The 17,105-nt window shown below is 64.2% G+C and carries 14 protein-coding genes; 9 read left to right on the top strand and 5 right to left on the bottom strand.

Annotated elements, in window-relative coordinates; translation table 11 throughout:
• Positions 1-43 precede the first annotated feature (43 nt).
• The gene (gene tpiA, locus FJ443_RS13355; protein WP_140664422.1) at positions 44-811 is read right to left on the bottom strand and encodes a triose-phosphate isomerase; all 768 of its coding nucleotides are present in this window, start codon (positions 809-811) and stop codon (positions 44-46) included.
• A 143-nt stretch (positions 812-954) separates the two neighbouring features.
• Here tpiA and FJ443_RS13350 point away from each other — a divergent pair, with 143 nt between their 5' ends.
• Genes FJ443_RS13350 through glp form a run of 5 tightly spaced genes read left to right on the top strand, consistent with a single transcriptional unit; the run spans position 955 to position 6,379 of the window.
• On the top strand, positions 955-2,847 hold the full coding sequence (locus FJ443_RS13350) for a SurA N-terminal domain-containing protein (RefSeq protein WP_140664419.1): 1,893 nt from the start codon (positions 955-957) through the stop codon (positions 2,845-2,847).
• Positions 2,844-3,854 carry an anthranilate phosphoribosyltransferase gene (gene trpD, locus FJ443_RS13345; protein WP_140515367.1) on the top strand — a complete coding sequence of 337 codons (1,011 nt, stop codon included), beginning with the start codon at positions 2,844-2,846 and terminating at the stop codon, positions 3,852-3,854. Before FJ443_RS13350 ends, trpD begins: the two co-directional genes overlap by 4 nt.
• A gap of 4 nt (positions 3,855-3,858) precedes the next feature.
• Entirely contained in the window at positions 3,859-4,671 is an 813-nt protein-coding gene (gene trpC, locus FJ443_RS13340) for an indole-3-glycerol phosphate synthase TrpC (RefSeq protein ID WP_140664417.1), read from the top strand.
• Between the two features lie 2 nt (positions 4,672-4,673).
• Positions 4,674-5,174 carry a cyclic pyranopterin monophosphate synthase MoaC gene (moaC, locus tag FJ443_RS13335; protein ID WP_140525225.1) on the top strand — a complete coding sequence of 167 codons (501 nt, stop codon included), beginning with the start codon at positions 4,674-4,676 and terminating at the stop codon, positions 5,172-5,174.
• Positions 5,174-6,379: a gephyrin-like molybdotransferase Glp gene (gene glp, locus FJ443_RS13330; RefSeq protein ID WP_140515365.1), complete on the top strand. Its 1,206-nt coding sequence runs from the start codon at positions 5,174-5,176 to the stop codon at positions 6,377-6,379. The genes moaC and glp overlap by 1 nt, the downstream gene beginning before the upstream one ends.
• Positions 6,380-6,394: 15 nt before the next feature.
• Here the strand turns inward: glp and FJ443_RS13325 are convergent, their stop codons facing one another.
• Entirely contained in the window at positions 6,395-7,225 is an 831-nt protein-coding gene (locus tag FJ443_RS13325) for an alpha/beta hydrolase (RefSeq protein WP_140632812.1), read from the bottom strand.
• 166 nt (positions 7,226-7,391) lie between these two features.
• Between FJ443_RS13325 and FJ443_RS13320 the strand changes: the two genes are divergently transcribed.
• Positions 7,392-9,017 carry an AMP-binding protein gene (locus tag FJ443_RS13320; RefSeq protein WP_140664414.1) on the top strand — a complete coding sequence of 542 codons (1,626 nt, stop codon included), beginning with the start codon at positions 7,392-7,394 and terminating at the stop codon, positions 9,015-9,017.
• Entirely contained in the window at positions 9,014-9,850 is an 837-nt protein-coding gene (gene kynA, locus FJ443_RS13315; RefSeq protein ID WP_140664412.1) for a tryptophan 2,3-dioxygenase, read from the top strand. Before FJ443_RS13320 ends, kynA begins: the two co-directional genes overlap by 4 nt.
• 63 nt (positions 9,851-9,913) lie before the next feature.
• Here kynA and kynU read toward each other — a convergent pair whose 3' ends face one another.
• On the bottom strand, positions 9,914-11,161 hold the full coding sequence (kynU, locus tag FJ443_RS13310) for a kynureninase (RefSeq protein ID WP_140664409.1): 1,248 nt from the start codon (positions 11,159-11,161) through the stop codon (positions 9,914-9,916).
• Positions 11,158-11,949 (bottom strand): TetR/AcrR family transcriptional regulator, encoded by a 792-nt coding sequence (locus FJ443_RS13305; RefSeq protein ID WP_181175100.1) that lies wholly within the window; start codon positions 11,947-11,949, stop codon positions 11,158-11,160. Before FJ443_RS13305 ends, kynU begins: the two co-directional genes overlap by 4 nt.
• A gap of 337 nt (positions 11,950-12,286) precedes the next feature.
• On the opposite strand from FJ443_RS13305, the gene lexA reads away from it, so the two are divergent.
• Entirely contained in the window at positions 12,287-13,030 is a 744-nt protein-coding gene (gene lexA, locus FJ443_RS13300; RefSeq protein WP_140498674.1) for a transcriptional repressor LexA, read from the top strand.
• Here the strand turns inward: lexA and FJ443_RS13295 are convergent.
• Positions 13,024-15,474, bottom strand: coding sequence for a ComEC/Rec2 family competence protein (locus FJ443_RS13295; protein WP_140646483.1), 2,451 nt, complete (start codon positions 15,472-15,474; stop codon positions 13,024-13,026). The two genes, lexA and FJ443_RS13295, sit on opposite strands and share 7 nt — an antisense overlap.
• 103 nt (positions 15,475-15,577) lie before the next feature.
• Between FJ443_RS13295 and gltX the strand changes: the two genes are divergently transcribed.
• Complete coding sequence (gene gltX, locus FJ443_RS13290) at positions 15,578-17,002, top strand: glutamate--tRNA ligase (protein WP_140584440.1); 1,425 nt, start codon at positions 15,578-15,580, stop codon at positions 17,000-17,002.
• Positions 17,003-17,105: the final 103 nt, after the last annotated feature.

Raw genomic sequence — 17,105 nt, 5'->3', positions numbered from 1 at the left:
GATTTCCCGTGCGCCGCGGCAGCTTCGGCGCCGCGCGAAGTCATCAAGAGATGCTGCGATAGGCGTCCGCGATGCCCAGGAAGTCGGCCGCTTTCAGGCTGGCGCCGCCAACCAGCGCGCCGTCGACATTCCTGACCCCAAGCAGTTCCACTGCATTGGACGGCTTGACCGAACCGCCATAGAGAATGCGCATCTTGCCCGCGGCGGCGCCGAGCTTCTCCGACAGTTTTTCGCGAATATGCGCATGCGCTTCGGCTACATCGGCGACGGTCGGGGTCAGGCCGGTGCCGATCGCCCACACCGGCTCATAGGCAACGATCGTGTTGGACGCGGTAGCGCTTGCCGGCACCGAACCGGCAACTTGGCGTGACAGCACGTCCAGCGTCGCGCCCGCTTCGCGCTCCTGCCGCGTCTCGCCGATGCAGACAATGGCCACAAGCCCGGCGCGCCAGGCTGCGGAGGCCTTGGCCTGAACTGTCGCATCATCCTCGCCGCGCTGTTCGCGGCATTCGGAATGGCCGACGATGACGTGGGTCGCGCCCGCATCCTTCAGCATCTCCGCGGAGATGCACCCGGTGTAGGCGCCGCTCTCCTTGGCGTGGCAATCCTCACCGCCGGCATGAACCGGCGTACGCGACAGAATCTCGGCGGCATGGGCGAGCAAGGTCGCGGGAACGCAGACCAGCGCCTCGGTGTCTGCGTCGAGCCCGCTCATGAAACCGTTGCCGATCATCCTGAGTTCGTTGAGCGAGGCGCTGGTACCGTTCATTTTCCAGTTGCCTGCGACGAGCGGGCGAATTCCTGGCGTCATCGTTTGCTTCTCCGGGTGACATTCGGCTGGCGTTCTCACTACCAAAATCAAGCCACAAAGCAATCGACAGTGGACCGGAAGGGCGCTATTGCGCTTGTTTCAGACTCGGCGCATCCGAAAATGCGCATAAATCGGAAGTAACGATGCTTGGTATATTGAGAAGCGCGGCGGGCACCTGGGTCGCGAAGTTACTGCTTTCGCTGCTGGTGGTCAGTTTTGCGGTCTGGGGCGTATCGGGACGGCTGATGGGTGGCCTTGCCGGCCACGACTCCGTCATCACGGCCGGCGGCACCAAGGTGTCGATCAACGAATACCGCCTCGCCTATGACCGCCAGCTCGCCGTCATGTCGCAGCAGTTCGGTCAGCGCCTCACCCACGAACAGGCAAAGGCGCTCGGCGTCGACAACCAGGTGTTGGCGCAGCTTGTTTCGGGCGCGGTCCTCGACGAACAGGCTCGCAAGCTCGGCCTTGGCCTGTCCAAGGACCGGCTGGCGGAACTCACCCGCGAGGATCCGGCGTTCAAGGGCCCCGGCGGACAGTTCGACCGGAGAGCCTTCGAATACAGGCTGCGTGAGGTTGGCATGCGCCCGGAGGATTATTTGAAGAATCGTGCCCAGGTCGCGGTGCGCCAGCAGATCGTCGAGGCGGTTTCGGACGGCCTCAAGGCGCCTGACACCTTCTTCAAGGCGGTGGCCCTGTACCGTGGCGAGGATCGTACGGTCGACTATCTGACCTTGCCGAAGACGCTGGTCGAACCCATCGAGGCGCCGAGCGACAGCGCGCTGCAGGCCTATTTCGAGGCCAACAAGAAGACCTATGCCGCGCCCGAATACCGCAAGTTTTCCTATGTCAGGCTCGAGCCGCAGGACATCATGGACACGAGCTCGGTGACCGACGCCCAGGTCAGCGACGACTACAACAAGAACAAGGCGCGCTACACCACTCCCGAGATGCGCACCATAGAGCAGCTTGTGTTCAAGACGCCGGACGAGGCCAAGGCCGCGCTCGATTCGTTGAAGTCCGGCGCAACCTTCGACAAGCTCGTCACTGCGGAAGGCAAGATCCCGGCCGACACGCTGCTCGGAACGCTCGCCAAGGACAAGATCGCCGACAAGGCGGTCGCCGACGCTGCTTTTGCGCTCAACGTCAATGAGGTCAGCCCTGTCGTGCAGGGTGCCTTTGGTCCCGTGCTGCTGCGCGTCACCGAGATCAAGCCCGAAGTCGTGAAGCCGCTGGCCGAAGTGTCGGACCAGATCCGCAAGGACCTGGCGCTGGGCGAGGCAAACCGCATCCTTCTGGACGTGCATGATAATTACGAGGACAGTCGCGCCGCCGGCAGTTCGCTGGCCGACGCCGCCGCCAAGCTGAAGCTGAAGGTCGTCACTGTCGACGCGATCGATCGCAGTGGCCTGCGGCCCGATGGCTCCATCGTCAAGGATCTGCCGGAATCGCCGGCCCTGATCAAGGCTGCCTTCGATGCCGAACCGAATACTGAAAACGAGGCGCTGACCACGGCCGATAACGGCTTCATTTTCTATGAAGTGGCTTCGATCACGCCGGCCCGCGACCGCACGCTGGACGAAGTTCGCCAGAAGGTCGTTGCCGACTGGACCGCGGCCGAGACGGCCAAGCGGCTGACCGCCAAGGCGCAGGAGCTGGAAAAGCGGCTCAAGGCCGGCGCAACGCTCGACGTCATTGCCGGCGAGCTCAAGCTGGAAAAGCAGACCAAGCGTGGCCTGAAGCGCGAAGCCGACGACGCCGATTTCGGCAAGGAAGGTGCAGCGGTGATGTTCGGCGTCGGCGAAGGCGGCACCGGCTTGATCCCCTCTCCCACCAGCGACGCGCAAATCCTGTTCAAGGTCGCCGAGGTGTTCGAACCCGCCGGGGCCGATGCCAGTTCGGTGCCCGAGGACGCGCGCAAGTCCTTCACCTCCGGCATGTCGGACGATCTGCTCGACCAGTTGGTGGCGCAGTTGCAGACGCAGTACGGCGTCCGCGTCGACCAGGCTGCCGTTGCCCAAGCCTCGACAAGATGAGCGCGCTGAAAACCCATATCGCCAAGGTCGCGACCGGCACCGCCCTGTCCTTCGACGAGGCGCGCGAGGCCTTCGACATCATCATGTCGGGCGATGCTACGCCCGGCCAGATCGGCGGCTTCCTGATGGCGTTGCGTGTGCGCGGCGAGACGGTGGACGAGATTTCGGGCGCCGTCGCCACCATGCGCGCCAAGATGCTTCGCGTCGACGCACCTGTCGGCGCCATCGACATCGTTGGCACCGGCGGCGACAATTCGCACTCCGTCAACATCTCGACGGCATCCGCTTTCGTCATCGCCGCCAGCGGGGTTCCGGTCGCCAAGCATGGCAATCGCGGGTTGTCTTCGCTGACCGGTGCGGCCGACGTCCTGACCGCGCTCGGCGTCAAGATCGACCTCACGCCGCAGGCCATCGGCCGCTGCATCCACGAGGCTGGTGTCGGCTTCATGTTCGCGCCGGCACATCACCCGGCGATGAAGCATGTCGGCCCGACCCGCGTGGAGCTCGGCACCAGGACCATCTTCAACTTGCTCGGTCCGCTCTCCAACCCGGCCGACGTGCGCCGGCAGATGGTCGGCGTATTCATGCCGGAATGGATCATACCGGTGGCCCAGACGCTGAAGGCGCTGGGCACCGAGCATGCCTGGGTCGTTCATGGTGACGGCTACGACGAGATCACCACCACGGGTGAAACGCATGTCGCCGAACTGATCGGCGGCGAGATCCGCACCTTCACCTTGACGCCCGAAGCGGTTGGCCTGACCCGTCACACCAAGGAAGAACTGCGCGGCGGCGACGCTGCCTACAACGCCGAGGCGTTGCGCGCTATGCTGGGTGGCGCCGTGGGCGCTTTTCGCGACACCGTGCTGATGAACGCCGGCGGCGGCTTGGTGGTGGCGGGCAAGGCGACGACGCTCGCCGACGGCATGGCGACGGCAGTGCAAGCCATCGACAGCGGCCGGGCGCTGCAGGTGCTCGACCGGCTGGTCGAGATTTCGAACGGTTAGACAGATGTCGGACATCCTGCGCAAGATCGAGGCCTACAAGCGCGACGAGATCGCGACGGCCAAGGCGCGCGTGCCGCTGGCCGAGATCAAGGCGCGGGCGAAAGACACTGACGCGCCGCGCGGCTTTCTCACGGCGCTTGAGGCGAAGCGCAGATCCGGCGGCTTCGCTCTGATTGCCGAGATCAAGAAGGCAAGCCCGTCCAAGGGCTTGATCCGCGCCGACTTCGATCCGCCAGCGCTCGCGCGGGCCTATGCAAAGGGCGGCGCCGCCTGTCTTTCGGTGCTGACCGACGCACCGTCTTTCCAGGGCGCGCCGGAATTTCTCACCAAGGCAAGAGCCGCCGTCACCCTGCCCGCGCTGCGCAAGGATTTTCTGTTCGATCCTTATCAGGTCCATGAAGCTCGCGCCTGGGGGGCGGACGCCATCCTGATCATCATGGCCAGCGTAGATGATGATTTGGCGAGCGAGCTTGAAGCGACGGCATTCGAACTCGGCATGGATGCGCTGATCGAGGTCCACGACGAGGCCGAGACGGAGCGCGCACTGAAGCTGTCGTCGCAATTAATCGGCATCAACAACCGTAATCTGCGGACATTCGAGACCCGTCTCGAAACCTCGGAACGACTGCGGGCGATGATTCCGGGCGGTTACTTGCTGGTCAGCGAAAGCGGCATCTTCTCTCATGACGACTGCCTCAGATTGCAGAAGAGCGACATCGGCACCTTCCTGGTCGGCGAAAGTTTGATGCGCCAGCAGGATGTGACCGCGGCAACGCGCGTGCTGCTCACCGGCAAGGCAGCGGCCGAGGCCGTCTGACGATGACGGCCGCCCTCACCCATCTCGGCCCGCAGGGCCAGGCCAACATGGTCGATGTTGGCGGCAAGGACGAAACGACGCGCACCGCTGTCGCCGAGGGTTTCGTCTCGATGCGGCCCGAGACGCTGAAGATGATCCTGGCCGGCAATGCCAAGAAAGGCGATGTGCTGGGCACCGCGCGCATAGCCGGCATCATGGCAGCGAAGAAGACGCATGAGTTGATCCCGCTCTGCCATCCGCTGCTCTTGACCAAGGTCTCCGTCGACATTGAGCCCGATCCTGCCCTGCCCGGACTGAAGATCATTGCGCTGGCGCGCGTCACCGGCAAGACCGGCGTCGAGATGGAAGCGCTCACCGCGGCTTCGGTTGCCTGCCTGACCATTTACGACATGGCCAAGGCGGTCGACCGTGCCATGATCATCACCGGCATCCGGTTGGTCGAAAAGACCGGCGGCAAGTCGGGCGACTACAAAGCCGCTGGCGAAGATGGGGCGGTCGCCTGATGGCGCTGCTTCCGGTCGCAGCAGCGCTCGAACGCCTGCTGGAGGGTGCTGCGCCGCTTGCGAGCGAAAGCGTTTCGCTCCTCGAGGCCGTGGATCGCGTTCTCGCGGAACCGGTGGTGGCGTTGCGCACCCAACCGCCCTTCAACGCCTCTGCCATGGACGGATACGCGGTCCGCGCTGTCGATGTCGCGTCCGTGCCGTCCCGGCTTTCGGTGATGGGCGTGGCGGCGGCCGGGCGCGGCTTTGACGGCGCCGTCGGCAAGGCGCAGGCCGTGCGCATCTTCACCGGTGCTCCGCTGCCGCAAGGCGCAGACACCATCGTCATCCAGGAAAACGTTCGTGACCTCGGCGGCGGCAGCATCGAGGTGGTCGAACCGACGGCCGAGGGGCGCAACATCCGCCGCTTCGGGCTCGATTTCTCCGAGGGCGACATCCTGCTGGAAAAAGGCCGCGTGCTCGATCCGGCAGCACTGTCGCTTGTCGCCTCGGCCAACCATCCCCGGGTGGGCGTCGTAAAGCGGCCGCTGGTTGCCATCATCGCCACCGGCGACGAGCTGCTGCCGCCCGGCAGCGAACTCGGCCCCGACCAGATCATTTCGTCAAACGCCTATGGCGTCGCCGCCGCCGCGCAATCGGTCGGCGCGCATGCGCTTGATCTCGGCATTGCCGCTGATCGCGAGGAAGCCATCGCGGCGCTGGTCAGGAAAGCGGTCGCGGCCGGCGCTGATGTCATCGTCACGCTTGGCGGCGCCTCGGTCGGCGACCACGATCTGATCCATGACGTGCTGACCGGCGAAGGCATGACGCTCGGTTTCTGGAAGATCGCCATGCGTCCCGGCAAGCCGCTGATGTTCGGCCGCCTCGGCGACATCAGGTGCATCGGCCTGCCCGGCAATCCGGTGGCGAGCCTCGTCTGCTCGCAACTGTTCCTGAAACCGCTCCTGGCACGCCTCGGCGGCCGCGATTTCCGGCAAGATATTCGTCAGGCAAGGCTGGGCGCCGCCATGCAGGCCAATGATCTGCGCCAGGACTATGTGCGGGCGGTGGTCAGGCAAGAGGCCGGCATGCTGGTGGCAACCCCTTTCAGCATCCAGGATTCCTCGATGCTGAGGATACTGGCCGACGCCAACGGACTGATCGTGCGCGAACCGTCTGCGTCCGCCGCGGCTGTAGGAAATGCCTGCAGCGTTATAATGCTGAGGTGAAGTTTCGCCGTTTTTCTACTCCGCAAGCAAAGTTCGTGTCAGCGGATGGACCGGATCAGCCAGGCCTTCGACAATGTCGTAATGATGTCGGTCCGGCTCGACCACCGCGCTCGTGACGGCACCAAGCCCTGTCCAGATATTGGCCAGCAAGGCGTTCTGGCGCAAGAACTCGGACCGCTCGCCGCCTCCGGCCCAGCACGTGACGCGAGCGCCATCCATGGGCCGCAGCAGCGCCGGGCTTTCCGTCAGCGCCTCGGCTTCATCGATTTTCAGCGCCGCGTTCATGCCGGTGCGCATAAGCGGACGCAGGTCATGCAGGCCCGAAATCGAAACGACGTGGCGTACGCGCCTTGCCACGCCGGCCGCCAGGGGCGTTGATGTCGTCGCCATGCGGCTGGCGAGATGGCCGCCGGCCGAATGCCCGGTCAGCATAAGCGGTCCCCCGACCATCGCCGCCGCCTTGCCGATCGCCGCGCCGATCTCGTGGGAGATGCCGGCGATGCGTATGGCGGGGCAGAGCGTATAGGACGGCATCGCCACGGCAAAGCCGCTGTCAACCGAGCCCTTGGCGAGATGCGACCAGCTATCCTTGTCGGACTCCAGCCAGTAGCCGCCATGGATGAACACGACGAGCCCCTTGGGTGCCCCGGCGGGAAGGAAGAGATCGAGCCGGTTGCGCGGCCTGTCGCCATAGGCGATGTCGAGCTGAGCCCTGCCCTTTGCCGCAAGCGCATCGCGAAATGCCTGCGCCGGTTCGACCCATGCGGCCGGCCAGCGATCGCTGCCGGCGATGTTGGCGCCGTTGGCGTAGGCATTGTCCCAATCGGCAATGCGATGTTCGAGCATCGGCACCCTCCCCCGGACGGCATCGTTTCAGCCGCTAGCAATGGCCATCGACAGCGGCAACGTCAATGCTCCAAGGCAAAACATTTTAGGCTTGAAACAAATTTCGACTGGTGCGATCCTGTGCTTTGTTCAGCGATGGGCGTGAGGCAGACAGGGGCAGCCGAAAATGCTTGGGCCATCAGCGCATATCGACACGTTCACGCGCGATAACCTGCCGCCGCCGGATCAATGGCCGGACTTCCTGCTCGACGGCTTCGACTATCCCGAACGGCTCAATGCCGGCGTCGAACTGACCGACAGGCTGGTCGAGAAAGGGTTGGGCGACCACACCGCGCTGATCGGCAACGGCCGCCGCCGTACCTACAAGGAATTATCCGACTGGACGAACAGGCTGGCGCATGCGCTGGTCGAGAATTACGGCGTCAAGCCAGGCAACCGGGTACTGATCCGGTCGGCCAACAACCCCGCAATGGTGGCCTGCTGGCTGGCCGCCACCAAGGTCGGCGCCGTCGTGGTCAACACGATGCCGATGCTGCGCGCCGGCGAACTCGCCAAGATCGTCGACAAGGCCGAAATCACGACAGCGCTGTGCGACACCAGGCTGATGGACGAGATGACCGCCTGCGCCAAGGACAGCGCGTTCCTCAAGCAGGTCATCGGTTTCGACGGCACCGCCAACCATGACGCCGAGCTCGATCGCGCCGCCCTCGACAAGCCCGTGACGTTTACTGCGGTGCAGACCGGGCGTGACGACGTCGCCCTGCTCGGCTTCACCTCAGGCACGACAGGCGTGCCGAAGGCGACGATGCATTTTCACCGCGACCTCCTGATCATCGCCGACGCCTACGCCCGCGAGATCCTGCAGGTGACGCCTGACGACATCTTCGTCGGCTCGCCGCCGCTGGCCTTCACCTTCGGCCTTGGCGGGCTCGCCATCTTTCCGCTGCGTTTCGGCGCCGCGGCGACGCTGCTGGAACAGGCCACGCCACCCAACATGGTCCACATCATCGAAACCTACAAAGCGACGATCTCCTTCACCGCGCCCACCGCCTATCGCGCAATGCTCAAGGCCATGGACGAAGGGGCCGATTTATCGTCGCTGCGCGTCGCCGTTTCGGCCGGCGAGACCTTGCCCGCGCCGGTCTTCGAGGAATGGACTGAGAAAACCGGAAAGCCGATCCTTGACGGCATCGGCGCCACGGAAATGCTGCATATTTTCATCTCCAACCGCTTCGATGACATGAAGCCTGCCTCCACCGGCAAGGCCGTTGGCGGCTATCAGGCGCGCGTCGTCGACGACGAAATGCGCGAAGTGCCGCGCGGCACCGCGGGCAGGCTCGCGGTGCGGGGACCGACCGGCTGCCGCTACATGGCCGATGCCAGGCAGAGCGACTATGTCCGCGACGGGTGGAATCTCACCGGCGACACGTTCTGGCAGGACGAGGACGGTTTCTTCCACTTCGCCGCGCGCTCCGACGACATGATTGTCAGTGCCGGCTACAACATCGCCGGCCCTGAGGTCGAAGCGGCGCTGCTGGCGCATGCCGATGTCGCCGAATGCGCGGTGGTTGGCGCCGAGGATGCCGAGCGCGGTCAGATCGTCGAGGCTCATGTCGTGCTCGTGCAAGGCGTGGCGCCAGACGCAATGACCGTCAAGCGTCTGCAGGATCACGTCAAGGCCATGATCGCGCCCTACAAATATCCGCGTTCGGTAAAATTCATCGCCGCTTTGCCCAAGACGCAGACCGGCAAGATCCAGCGCTTCCGGCTGCGCGCGGAGAAGATCAATTGAGCAAGCCCTACGACCCGTCCGCCGAGGGCGCGGAAATGTCGTTCAAGGAGCGCATGTCCTACAGCGACTATCTGCATCTGGAAAAGGTGCTCGAGGCGCAGGATCCGCTTTCGTCAGCCCATGACGAGATGTTGTTCATCATCCAGCACCAGACGTCGGAACTCTGGATGAAGCTCGCGCTGCACGAAATCGGCGCAGCAATCCGCTCCATCCGCGCCGACCGTCTCGAACCGAGCTTCAAGATGCTTTCGCGTGTCGCCCGCATCTTCGAGCAGCTCAACAATGCCTGGGACGTGCTGCGCACCATGACGCCCAGTGAATACACCGAGTTTCGTGATGCGCTCGGCCAGTCCTCGGGCTTCCAGTCCTGGCAGTACCGTGCCATCGAGTTCGTGGCCGGCAACCGCAATCTCGCAATGCTCGGACCGCACAAACACCGGCCGGACCTCAGCGAGAAACTGGAGGCGATTCTGGCGCAACCGTCGCTCTACGACGAGACGCTGCTGCTGCTCGCCCGCAACGGCTTCGACATCGGCGCCGACGCAAGGCGTACGGACTGGCGCGAAACGCGGACCGAGAACGAAGAGGTCCTTGTCGCCTGGCAGACCATCTACCGCGACCCGCAGCGCTACTGGATGTTCTACGAACTCGCCGAGAAGCTGGTCGACTTCGAGGATTATTTCCGCCGTTGGCGCTTCAACCACGTCACCACGGTCGAGCGCATCATCGGCATGAAGCGCGGCACCGGCGGCACATCGGGCGCGTCCTACCTGAAGAAGATGCTGGAGGTGGAGTTGTTCCCGGAGCTGTGGAAGGTCCGCACCCGGCTCTGACGTAGCTTTGCCGACTGCATATCGTTATCCCGAACCCGCTGCGCTTTTCTGAGCGACAGGCTCTTAAGTCACCGCCGCCTTGACGGCGAAACGCGCCTCCTGCCACGCGTCCGTGCGCAAAATGTCTTCCAGCACCTCGACAGCCTGCCAGACATCGACATAGCCGACATAAAGCGGCGTAAAGCCGAAGCGAATCGTGGATGGCGCGCGGAAATCGCCGATCACGCCGCGCTCGATCAAGGCCCGCATCACCTGATAGCCATGCGGGTGGAGGAACGACACCTGGCTGCCGCGCTCATTGCCGTCGCGCGGGCCTTCGAGTTCGAGGCCGTAGGCGCCGCATTTTGCCTCGACGAGCTGGATGAACAGATCGGTCAATGCGATGCTCTTCCTGCGCACCTCTGCCATATCGACGTCGTTCCAGACATCGAGGGCCCCTTTGAGCGCGCGCATCGACAGCACAGGCTGCGTGCCGCAGAGAAACCGGCGGATGCCTGTGCCGGCAGCAAAACCCTGTTCGAAGGCGAAAGGCCGCGCATGGCCCCACCAGCCGCTGAGCGGCTGGCGGACATCGCCATGGTGGCGCTCGGCCGCGTAGATGAAGGCCGGGGCACCTGGGCCTCCATTGAGATATTTGTAGGTGCAGCCGACGGCGAAATCGGCGTTCGAACGGTCGAGCTCGACCGGCAAGGCGCCGGCGGTATGGCAGAGATCCCAGACGATCAGCGCGCCGGCATCATGTGCCGTCCGCGTCAGCGCGGCCATGTCGCGTAACTGCCCGGATTTGTAGTTGACGTGGTTGACCAGGATGACCGCGACCCGCTCGTCGATCAGTTCTTCTATGGTCGGCGCATCGACACCCTCGAGCCGCAGCACCGTGCCCGGCCGCGTCGAGGCAACGCCTTCGGCCATATAGAGATCGGTCGGAAAGCTGTCCCCCTCGGCGATGATGACTGACCTGTCCGGCCGCATCCCGAGTGCCGCATGCAGCACCTTGTAGATGTTGATCGAGGTGGTATCGCAGACCACCGTCTGGCCGGCGGCGGCCCCGATCAGGCGCCCGAGTTGGTCGCCGAGTTCGACCGGCATGTCGAACCAGCCGGCGGTGTTCCAGGCGCGGATGAGATCCTGCGCCCACTCCTGCGTGGCGGCCTTCTGCAGCTCGCCGAACACGGCTGGCGAAGCGGCGCCCAGCGAATTGCCGTCGAGATAGATCACCCCCTGGGGCAAGGTGAAGCGGTCACGCATGGCACGCAGCGGATCCGCGGTGTCCATTGCCTCGATCGCTGCGAGATCGGGAATTTTGCTCATGGTCGCGATGTTCCTCGGTGAGAAGAGCGCCCTGGAAACGGGCCGGCTGTTTTGCCGCCCGGGCAAGGGCTGGCCGCATAGAGGCGCAAGAACAGGGTGAACGCCCGGTTCGATCTTTGCTCGATTTCCGCCCGAGGCAGTTCCTCGAGCACCCCAACGATCCGGCGAACCTGGAGATCGCCGATCAAAAGACTGATGTAGATGTCGGCGGCTTCGGCAGGATCGTCACAGGCGATCGGGCCGGCCCGACTTGCGGTTCGAAGCAGGTCGCCAACAAGCGGCATTATGGTATTGCGGCCGAATTGCGCGATCGATTGGCCAAGCGTGCCTGTATCGTTGACGTCGCCGGCCGCGGCGCGATTGAGCGCCACCGCCTTGTCGCCCGTCACGAGGGTCAGCAGGACTGGCCCGAGCAAGTTCAGGGTTTCGAGCGGATCGCGCGCCTGGTGAAGGGCGTCCTCCAGCAGCTTCCTTGCCTCTCCCGCATTGGCTTCGATCAAGGATCGAAACAGGGTCTGCTTGTTGCCGTACCAGTTGTAGAGGGTTTCGTTCGAGGCCGATGCCCGCTTGGCGATAGCAAGCAGGGAGGCGCTCTTGTAGCCGGCTTCCCGGAGCACCGCATAGGCGGCCTCCTCTATCCGTTCGCGTCGCGCGGCCTGCTTCGGCGTGGTCATTGGTGTTCCTCTTCGAAAACCGTACATTATTATACGGTTCGTCAAGCGAACGAACGAACGCAGCCCGTCGCGACCAGTGGTGGTGTCTGGCCGTTTTCCGGCGGAAGTTGGCATTTTGGTTTCGTTTCGTTCACGAGCCGCAGGGGTTTCTAATCCGCCCAAACGCACCCCGCACCTGCCGGTCACCCAGCTTGCAGGCTTGTGCCAAGAGTGGAGACCGGTCGGGCCACAGGCCATTAACCAAAATAGTTTCAAAGGGCCCGGGAGCGCATTGACGACGGACCGCGCTGGCAGGATGCTGGCTGCGGGAGGGCATTTCGTTTCCGTCGCCTTAACAAATTCATTAAACTTTAAATGGTTGCGGAACACAACTGGAACAGATAGTGTTTGTTCTGGGTTTGTTTTCTGATTCTGGTTCCAGACCCTTCGTGCAATGCCTTTGGGGGCCGCCATGCTCACGCGCAAGCAACATGAACTCTTGATGTTCATCCATGAACGGCTGAAGGAAAGCGGCATTCCGCCGTCCTTCGACGAGATGAAGGAAGCGCTGGACCTCGCCTCCAAGTCGGGAATTCATCGGCTGATCACGGCGTTGGAGGAGCGCGGCTTCATTCGCCGCCTGCCCAACCGGGCGCGCGCGCTGGAGGTGCTGCGCCTGCCGGACTCGATCGCGCCGGGTCTTAACGCGGCAAAGAAGTTCTCCCCGAGCGTCATCCAGGGCAGCCTCGGACAGGGCAGCAGCCCTAGCCGGCAGATCAAGCCGGCGACGTCTTCGCGTCTGCCCGCTGCCGGCAATGACGACGACGCGGTTTCAGCGGTGTCGATCCCGGTCATGGGTCGCATCGCAGCGGGTGTGCCGATCGACGCCATCCAGCATCAGACGCATTCCATTTCAGTGCCGCCTGACATGATCATGGGCGGCGAACACTATGCGCTGGAGGTCAAGGGCGATTCGATGATCGAGGCCGGCATTTTCGACGGCGACACGGTCATCATCCGCAATGCCGACACCGCAAGTCCCGGCGAGATCATCGTGGCCCTGGTGGACGAGGAGGAAGCAACGCTGAAGCGCTTCCGCCGAAAGGGTGCTTCGATTGCGCTCGAGGCTGCCAATCCGGCCTATGAAACACGTATTTTCGGACCGGACAGGGTCAAGGTGCAAGGCAAGCTGGTCGGCCTGATCAGGCGCTACTGAGCGGGGTCGGCGGTGGGCTTTTCGGGTTTACGGTAAGGCGGCAGTCCCCTTGCCTCGCGTGAGAATTTCCGCTGTTCGTGCCAGGGCCGATATGGCCTGTCGACGGCAAAGCTGACCCGTGCCGGTGCCGTCGCCGATTGCTGGTCGAAGAAGACGGCGGCACTTCCCTTGCGAGCGAGCTGCCGCTTGGTGATGACGAGAACCAGCGGATTGTGGCAGGGATCGTAGCCCGCGGGGTCGTTGATGACGATCAGATCCGCATAGGAGCAGGCCCTCCAGGCGTCCTTGCGATCCTCCACCTGCGCGATGATCGCCCCCGAGGTATGCCGGGCCATGCACAGGCCCGTGAAGCAATAGAAAGGCGCTCCCGCCGGAAGTTGCGCGGGATCGAAGATGTCGAACTGTCGGTCTCCGCTGTCGAACAGTTCCGGCGCAACGATGGTTTCGGACTTCAGCGCGCGTTTCCAATTATCGACGGTGAATTCGTTCGGGCGCGCCCGGTTGATCGCGAGCTCGCCGCCGCCGATCGGCAACGCCACCAGGCGGGCATCCTCCGAAATCAGCACGTCCGGCGTGCGCGTGTCCGAGACGGTCAACAGGCCGGCGAGCGCGAAGGGAAGTGCCGCCAGCCGCAGCCATGTCGTGGCCATCGTCGCGATGACCAGGGCGATCGCCACCAGAAGGACGGATTGCTGCGAAATCAACCCGACCGCGTCGACCGGCGAGCGTTGCGAGATCCATCCTGATATGGCGATCATCGCGGTCAGTCCCTTGCCCATCAGATAAAGGGATGGTCCATCGAACCCGAACGGCATCAGCAGCGCGCTGGCAACCGCAAGGAACATCACGACCGAAACGATCGGCATGACGGCAAGATTGGCGAACAGGCTGAGCGGCGACACGCGCTGGAAATGCCAGATGGCGAAAAGCGCCGTGGCGCTTCCCGCGATAATCGAGGTCATCGCCAGCCCACCTGTCGCCAGCAGCAATTTTCGCGTCAGCAGGCCAGGCAAGGTCCGTTGCGGCGGCGGGGTCCGCGCTTTGTCGGCTTTGCGATCCGACCAGCCGGCATAGGCGCCGACCAGGGCCGCGGTGGCGGCGAAGGACATCTGGAAGCTCGGCCCTACCACCTCGTGCGGCGACACCACGATGACGGCGATCGCCGAAATAGCCAGATTGCGCATGGTGAGTGCCGCCCGATCGAACAGAACGGCGATCAGCATCACCGCCAGCATGATGAAGCTGCGTTCGGCGGCGACAACGACGCCCGAAATGACGAGGTAGGCGGCGATGGAGAAAAGTGCCGCCGCGGCCGCGTATTTCTTGACCGGCCGGCGGGAGGAAAAATTCGGGAACAGCGCGAAGCCGCCACGCAGCAGACCCATGACCGTGCCGGCGACCAGCGCCATGTGCAGCCCGGAAATTGAGATGATGTGGTAGATGCCGGTGCGTCGCATCGCTTCATTGATCTCGTCGGGAATCCCGGCGCGCACACCCACGATCAGCGCCGCGGCGATCTCGCCCTCGGCGCCGCCGATGCTGCCCCTGATATGGTCGGCAATGCTTTCGCGAGCACTCTCGATGGCGGCTGAAAGGGCGGCCCACAGCGGCCTGTCATCGGCTGAGACGATTTTGGGGTTGCCGAGAAAGAAGCCGCTGGCGCCTATGCCGGCGAAGTAGCTGTCGAAGGAAAAGTCGTAGCTGTCCGGCCGCACCGGTCCGGTCGGCGGCAACAGCCTGGCATAGCCGGTCACGAGCGAACCGGCCGTCACTTCAGCCGGCACCTTGCGTGCCGAAAGGCGAACGCGCTCCGGCGCGTAGAGTAGTTTCGGCCGCGCGGTCGATGTCACATCGATGGTCAGCCGGATGCGCCCGGTCTCCATCTGGTCGACCGAAACGACGCGGCCGGTGATTTGCGTGGAGATTTCCGAGCCCAGCATCCGCGTTCCCGCTCGCCACGTCTCGACTTTGCCGGCGAGCATGCCGAGCGCGCACAACAGCGCCGCCATGAAGCACAGATGCGTTTTCGGCCATGAGCGTGAAACGAGCGCGCACAGCGACATCAGGATCGCGACCGCGACAGGCTTGGCAAAGCCCGGCTCCGCCGCCAGCGAAAAATAGGCGATCGATCCGCATGCCAGGAACACCGGCACGAGCAGGAAGGCTATGCCCCGATCGAGTTCGAGCTCGGACGCTCTGGCCACGCCGTTGCGCAGACGAGGCCATGAAGCACGGCCGAACTCACGGCGCAGACGCACGGCCGCGCCGGCTGCGGGAATGCCGGGCGGCGTGGAAACATCCGCCGGCGGCGACTTGCTCGGCTGCTGTAGGGGCGACAACGCCAGCGGCAATGAGGCGGGCGCGGGCGTGGCAAAAAAAGAGCGTTCGCTGACGCCGGCAACGACGTCCTCGCCTTCCTCCGCGCCCCTGCCCGCTCCAGCCATCGGGTCTGCCCCTTGCGCCCTCGACACCCTATGCTACATGAACGCGCGACGCGCGAAAGTGCGTGTGATCCGCACCCCGCTCCAGACGTTTCCCGAGAGTTGTATGTCCGACAAGGTTGTCACCCGTTTTGCCCCCTCGCCCACCGGCTACCTGCACATCGGCGGCGCGCGTACGGCGCTCTTCAACTGGCTCTACGCCAAGCACACCGGCGGTACGATGCTGCTGCGCATCGAGGACACCGACCGCGAGCGCTCCACCGATGCGGCGACAGCAGCCATTCTCGAAGGACTGACTTGGCTCGGCCTCACCTGGGACGGCGACGCCGTCTCGCAGTTCGAGCGCGCGCCGCGCCATCGCGAGGTGGCCGAGGAGCTGGTGCGCATGGGCAAGGCTTACTACAGCTACGAGACCCCTGCCGAGCTTGAGGCAATGCGCGACGCGGCGCGGGCCAAGGGCCTGCCGCCGCGCTATGACGGAAGCTGGCGTGACCGCGACCCTTCGCAGGCGCCTCCTGGCGTCAAGGGCGCGATCCGCATCAAGGCGCCGACCAAAGGCGAGACGGTGGTGCATGACCGTGTCCAGGGCGACGTGCGCTTTCCCAACAAGGATCTGGACGACTTCATCATCCTGCGCTCGGACGGCAATCCGACCTACATGCATGCCGTCGTCGTTGACGATCACGACATGGGCGTCACCCACATCATCCGTGGCGACGACCACCTGACCAATGCCGCCCGCCAGACCGTGATCTACAACGCCATGGGCTGGGATGTGCCTTCAATGTCGCACATACCGCTGATCCACGGCGCCGACGGCGCCAAGCTGTCGAAGCGGCACGGCGCGCTGGGCGTGGAGGCCTACCGCGCCATGGGCTACCTGCCCGAAGCGCTGCTCAACTACCTGGCTCGGCTCGGCTGGAGCCACGGCGACGACGAGATCATGTCGATCCAGGACATGATCGCATGGTTCGACATCGGCGATGTGAACAAGGGCGCCGCCCGCTTCGATTTCGCCAAGCTGGAGGCGCTGAACGGCGTCCATATGCGCCGCATGGGCGATGCCGAGCTGTTCGATATCTTCATTGCCACCTTGCCCTATCTCGAGGGCGGCCCGGCGATGGCCGCACGCCTCGACGACAAGAACAGGGCGCAGTTGCTGGCAGCGCTGCCGGGCCTGAAGGAGCGCGCCAAGACGCTGGTCGAACTTGTCGACGGCGCCGCCTTCCTGTTAGCCGCGCGGCCACTGCCGATCGACGAAAAGGCAGCCCTGCTGCTCAATGACGAGGCGCGCAAGATTTTGCGTGGCGCTCGCGACGCCCTCGAGGCGGTTTCAGGCGACTGGACGGCGGCCTCGACTGAAGCCGCGATCCGGGACTATGCGACGGCCGGCGGCCACAAGCTCGGCGCCGTCGCCCAGCCCTTGCGCGCCGCCTTGACAGGCAAGAGCACCTCGCCCGGCGTGTTCGACGTTCTCGCCGTGCTTGGTCGCGAGGAGAGCCTGGCGCGCATCGCCGATCAAATCGATTAGGAGCAATCTGGCCCAAGAAGATTGGCATTGAAAGGCGCGTTTCGCAGTGCAACATTGAGCCTTGGCCCAATCTGGCACGCACTTCCTAAAATGCGGTCGCGAA

Source organism: Mesorhizobium sp. B2-6-1 (assembly GCF_006440475.1).
Taxonomy (GTDB): domain Bacteria; phylum Pseudomonadota; class Alphaproteobacteria; order Rhizobiales; family Rhizobiaceae; genus Mesorhizobium.
The sequence above is the reverse complement of the archived record's forward strand: the minus strand, read 5'-3'. Positions and strand labels throughout refer to the sequence as shown.

Coding starts and splice junctions, on each gene's coding strand:
- tpiA (WP_140664422.1), bottom strand. CDS start 811: ATGACGCCAGGAATTCGCCCGCTCGTCGCAGGCAACTGGAAAATGAAC.
- FJ443_RS13350 (WP_140664419.1), top strand. CDS start 955: ATGCTTGGTATATTGAGAAGCGCGGCGGGCACCTGGGTCGCGAAGTTA.
- trpD (WP_140515367.1), top strand. CDS start 2,844: ATGAGCGCGCTGAAAACCCATATCGCCAAGGTCGCGACCGGCACCGCC.
- trpC (WP_140664417.1), top strand. CDS start 3,859: ATGTCGGACATCCTGCGCAAGATCGAGGCCTACAAGCGCGACGAGATC.
- moaC (WP_140525225.1), top strand. CDS start 4,674: ATGACGGCCGCCCTCACCCATCTCGGCCCGCAGGGCCAGGCCAACATG.
- glp (WP_140515365.1), top strand. CDS start 5,174: ATGGCGCTGCTTCCGGTCGCAGCAGCGCTCGAACGCCTGCTGGAGGGT.
- FJ443_RS13325 (WP_140632812.1), bottom strand. CDS start 7,225: ATGCTCGAACATCGCATTGCCGATTGGGACAATGCCTACGCCAACGGC.
- FJ443_RS13320 (WP_140664414.1), top strand. CDS start 7,392: ATGCTTGGGCCATCAGCGCATATCGACACGTTCACGCGCGATAACCTG.
- kynU (WP_140664409.1), bottom strand. CDS start 11,161: ATGAGCAAAATTCCCGATCTCGCAGCGATCGAGGCAATGGACACCGCG.
- FJ443_RS13305 (WP_181175100.1), bottom strand. CDS start 11,949: ATGCCAACTTCCGCCGGAAAACGGCCAGACACCACCACTGGTCGCGAC.
- lexA (WP_140498674.1), top strand. CDS start 12,287: ATGCTCACGCGCAAGCAACATGAACTCTTGATGTTCATCCATGAACGG.
- FJ443_RS13295 (WP_140646483.1), bottom strand. CDS start 15,474: ATGGCTGGAGCGGGCAGGGGCGCGGAGGAAGGCGAGGACGTCGTTGCC.
- gltX (WP_140584440.1), top strand. CDS start 15,578: ATGTCCGACAAGGTTGTCACCCGTTTTGCCCCCTCGCCCACCGGCTAC.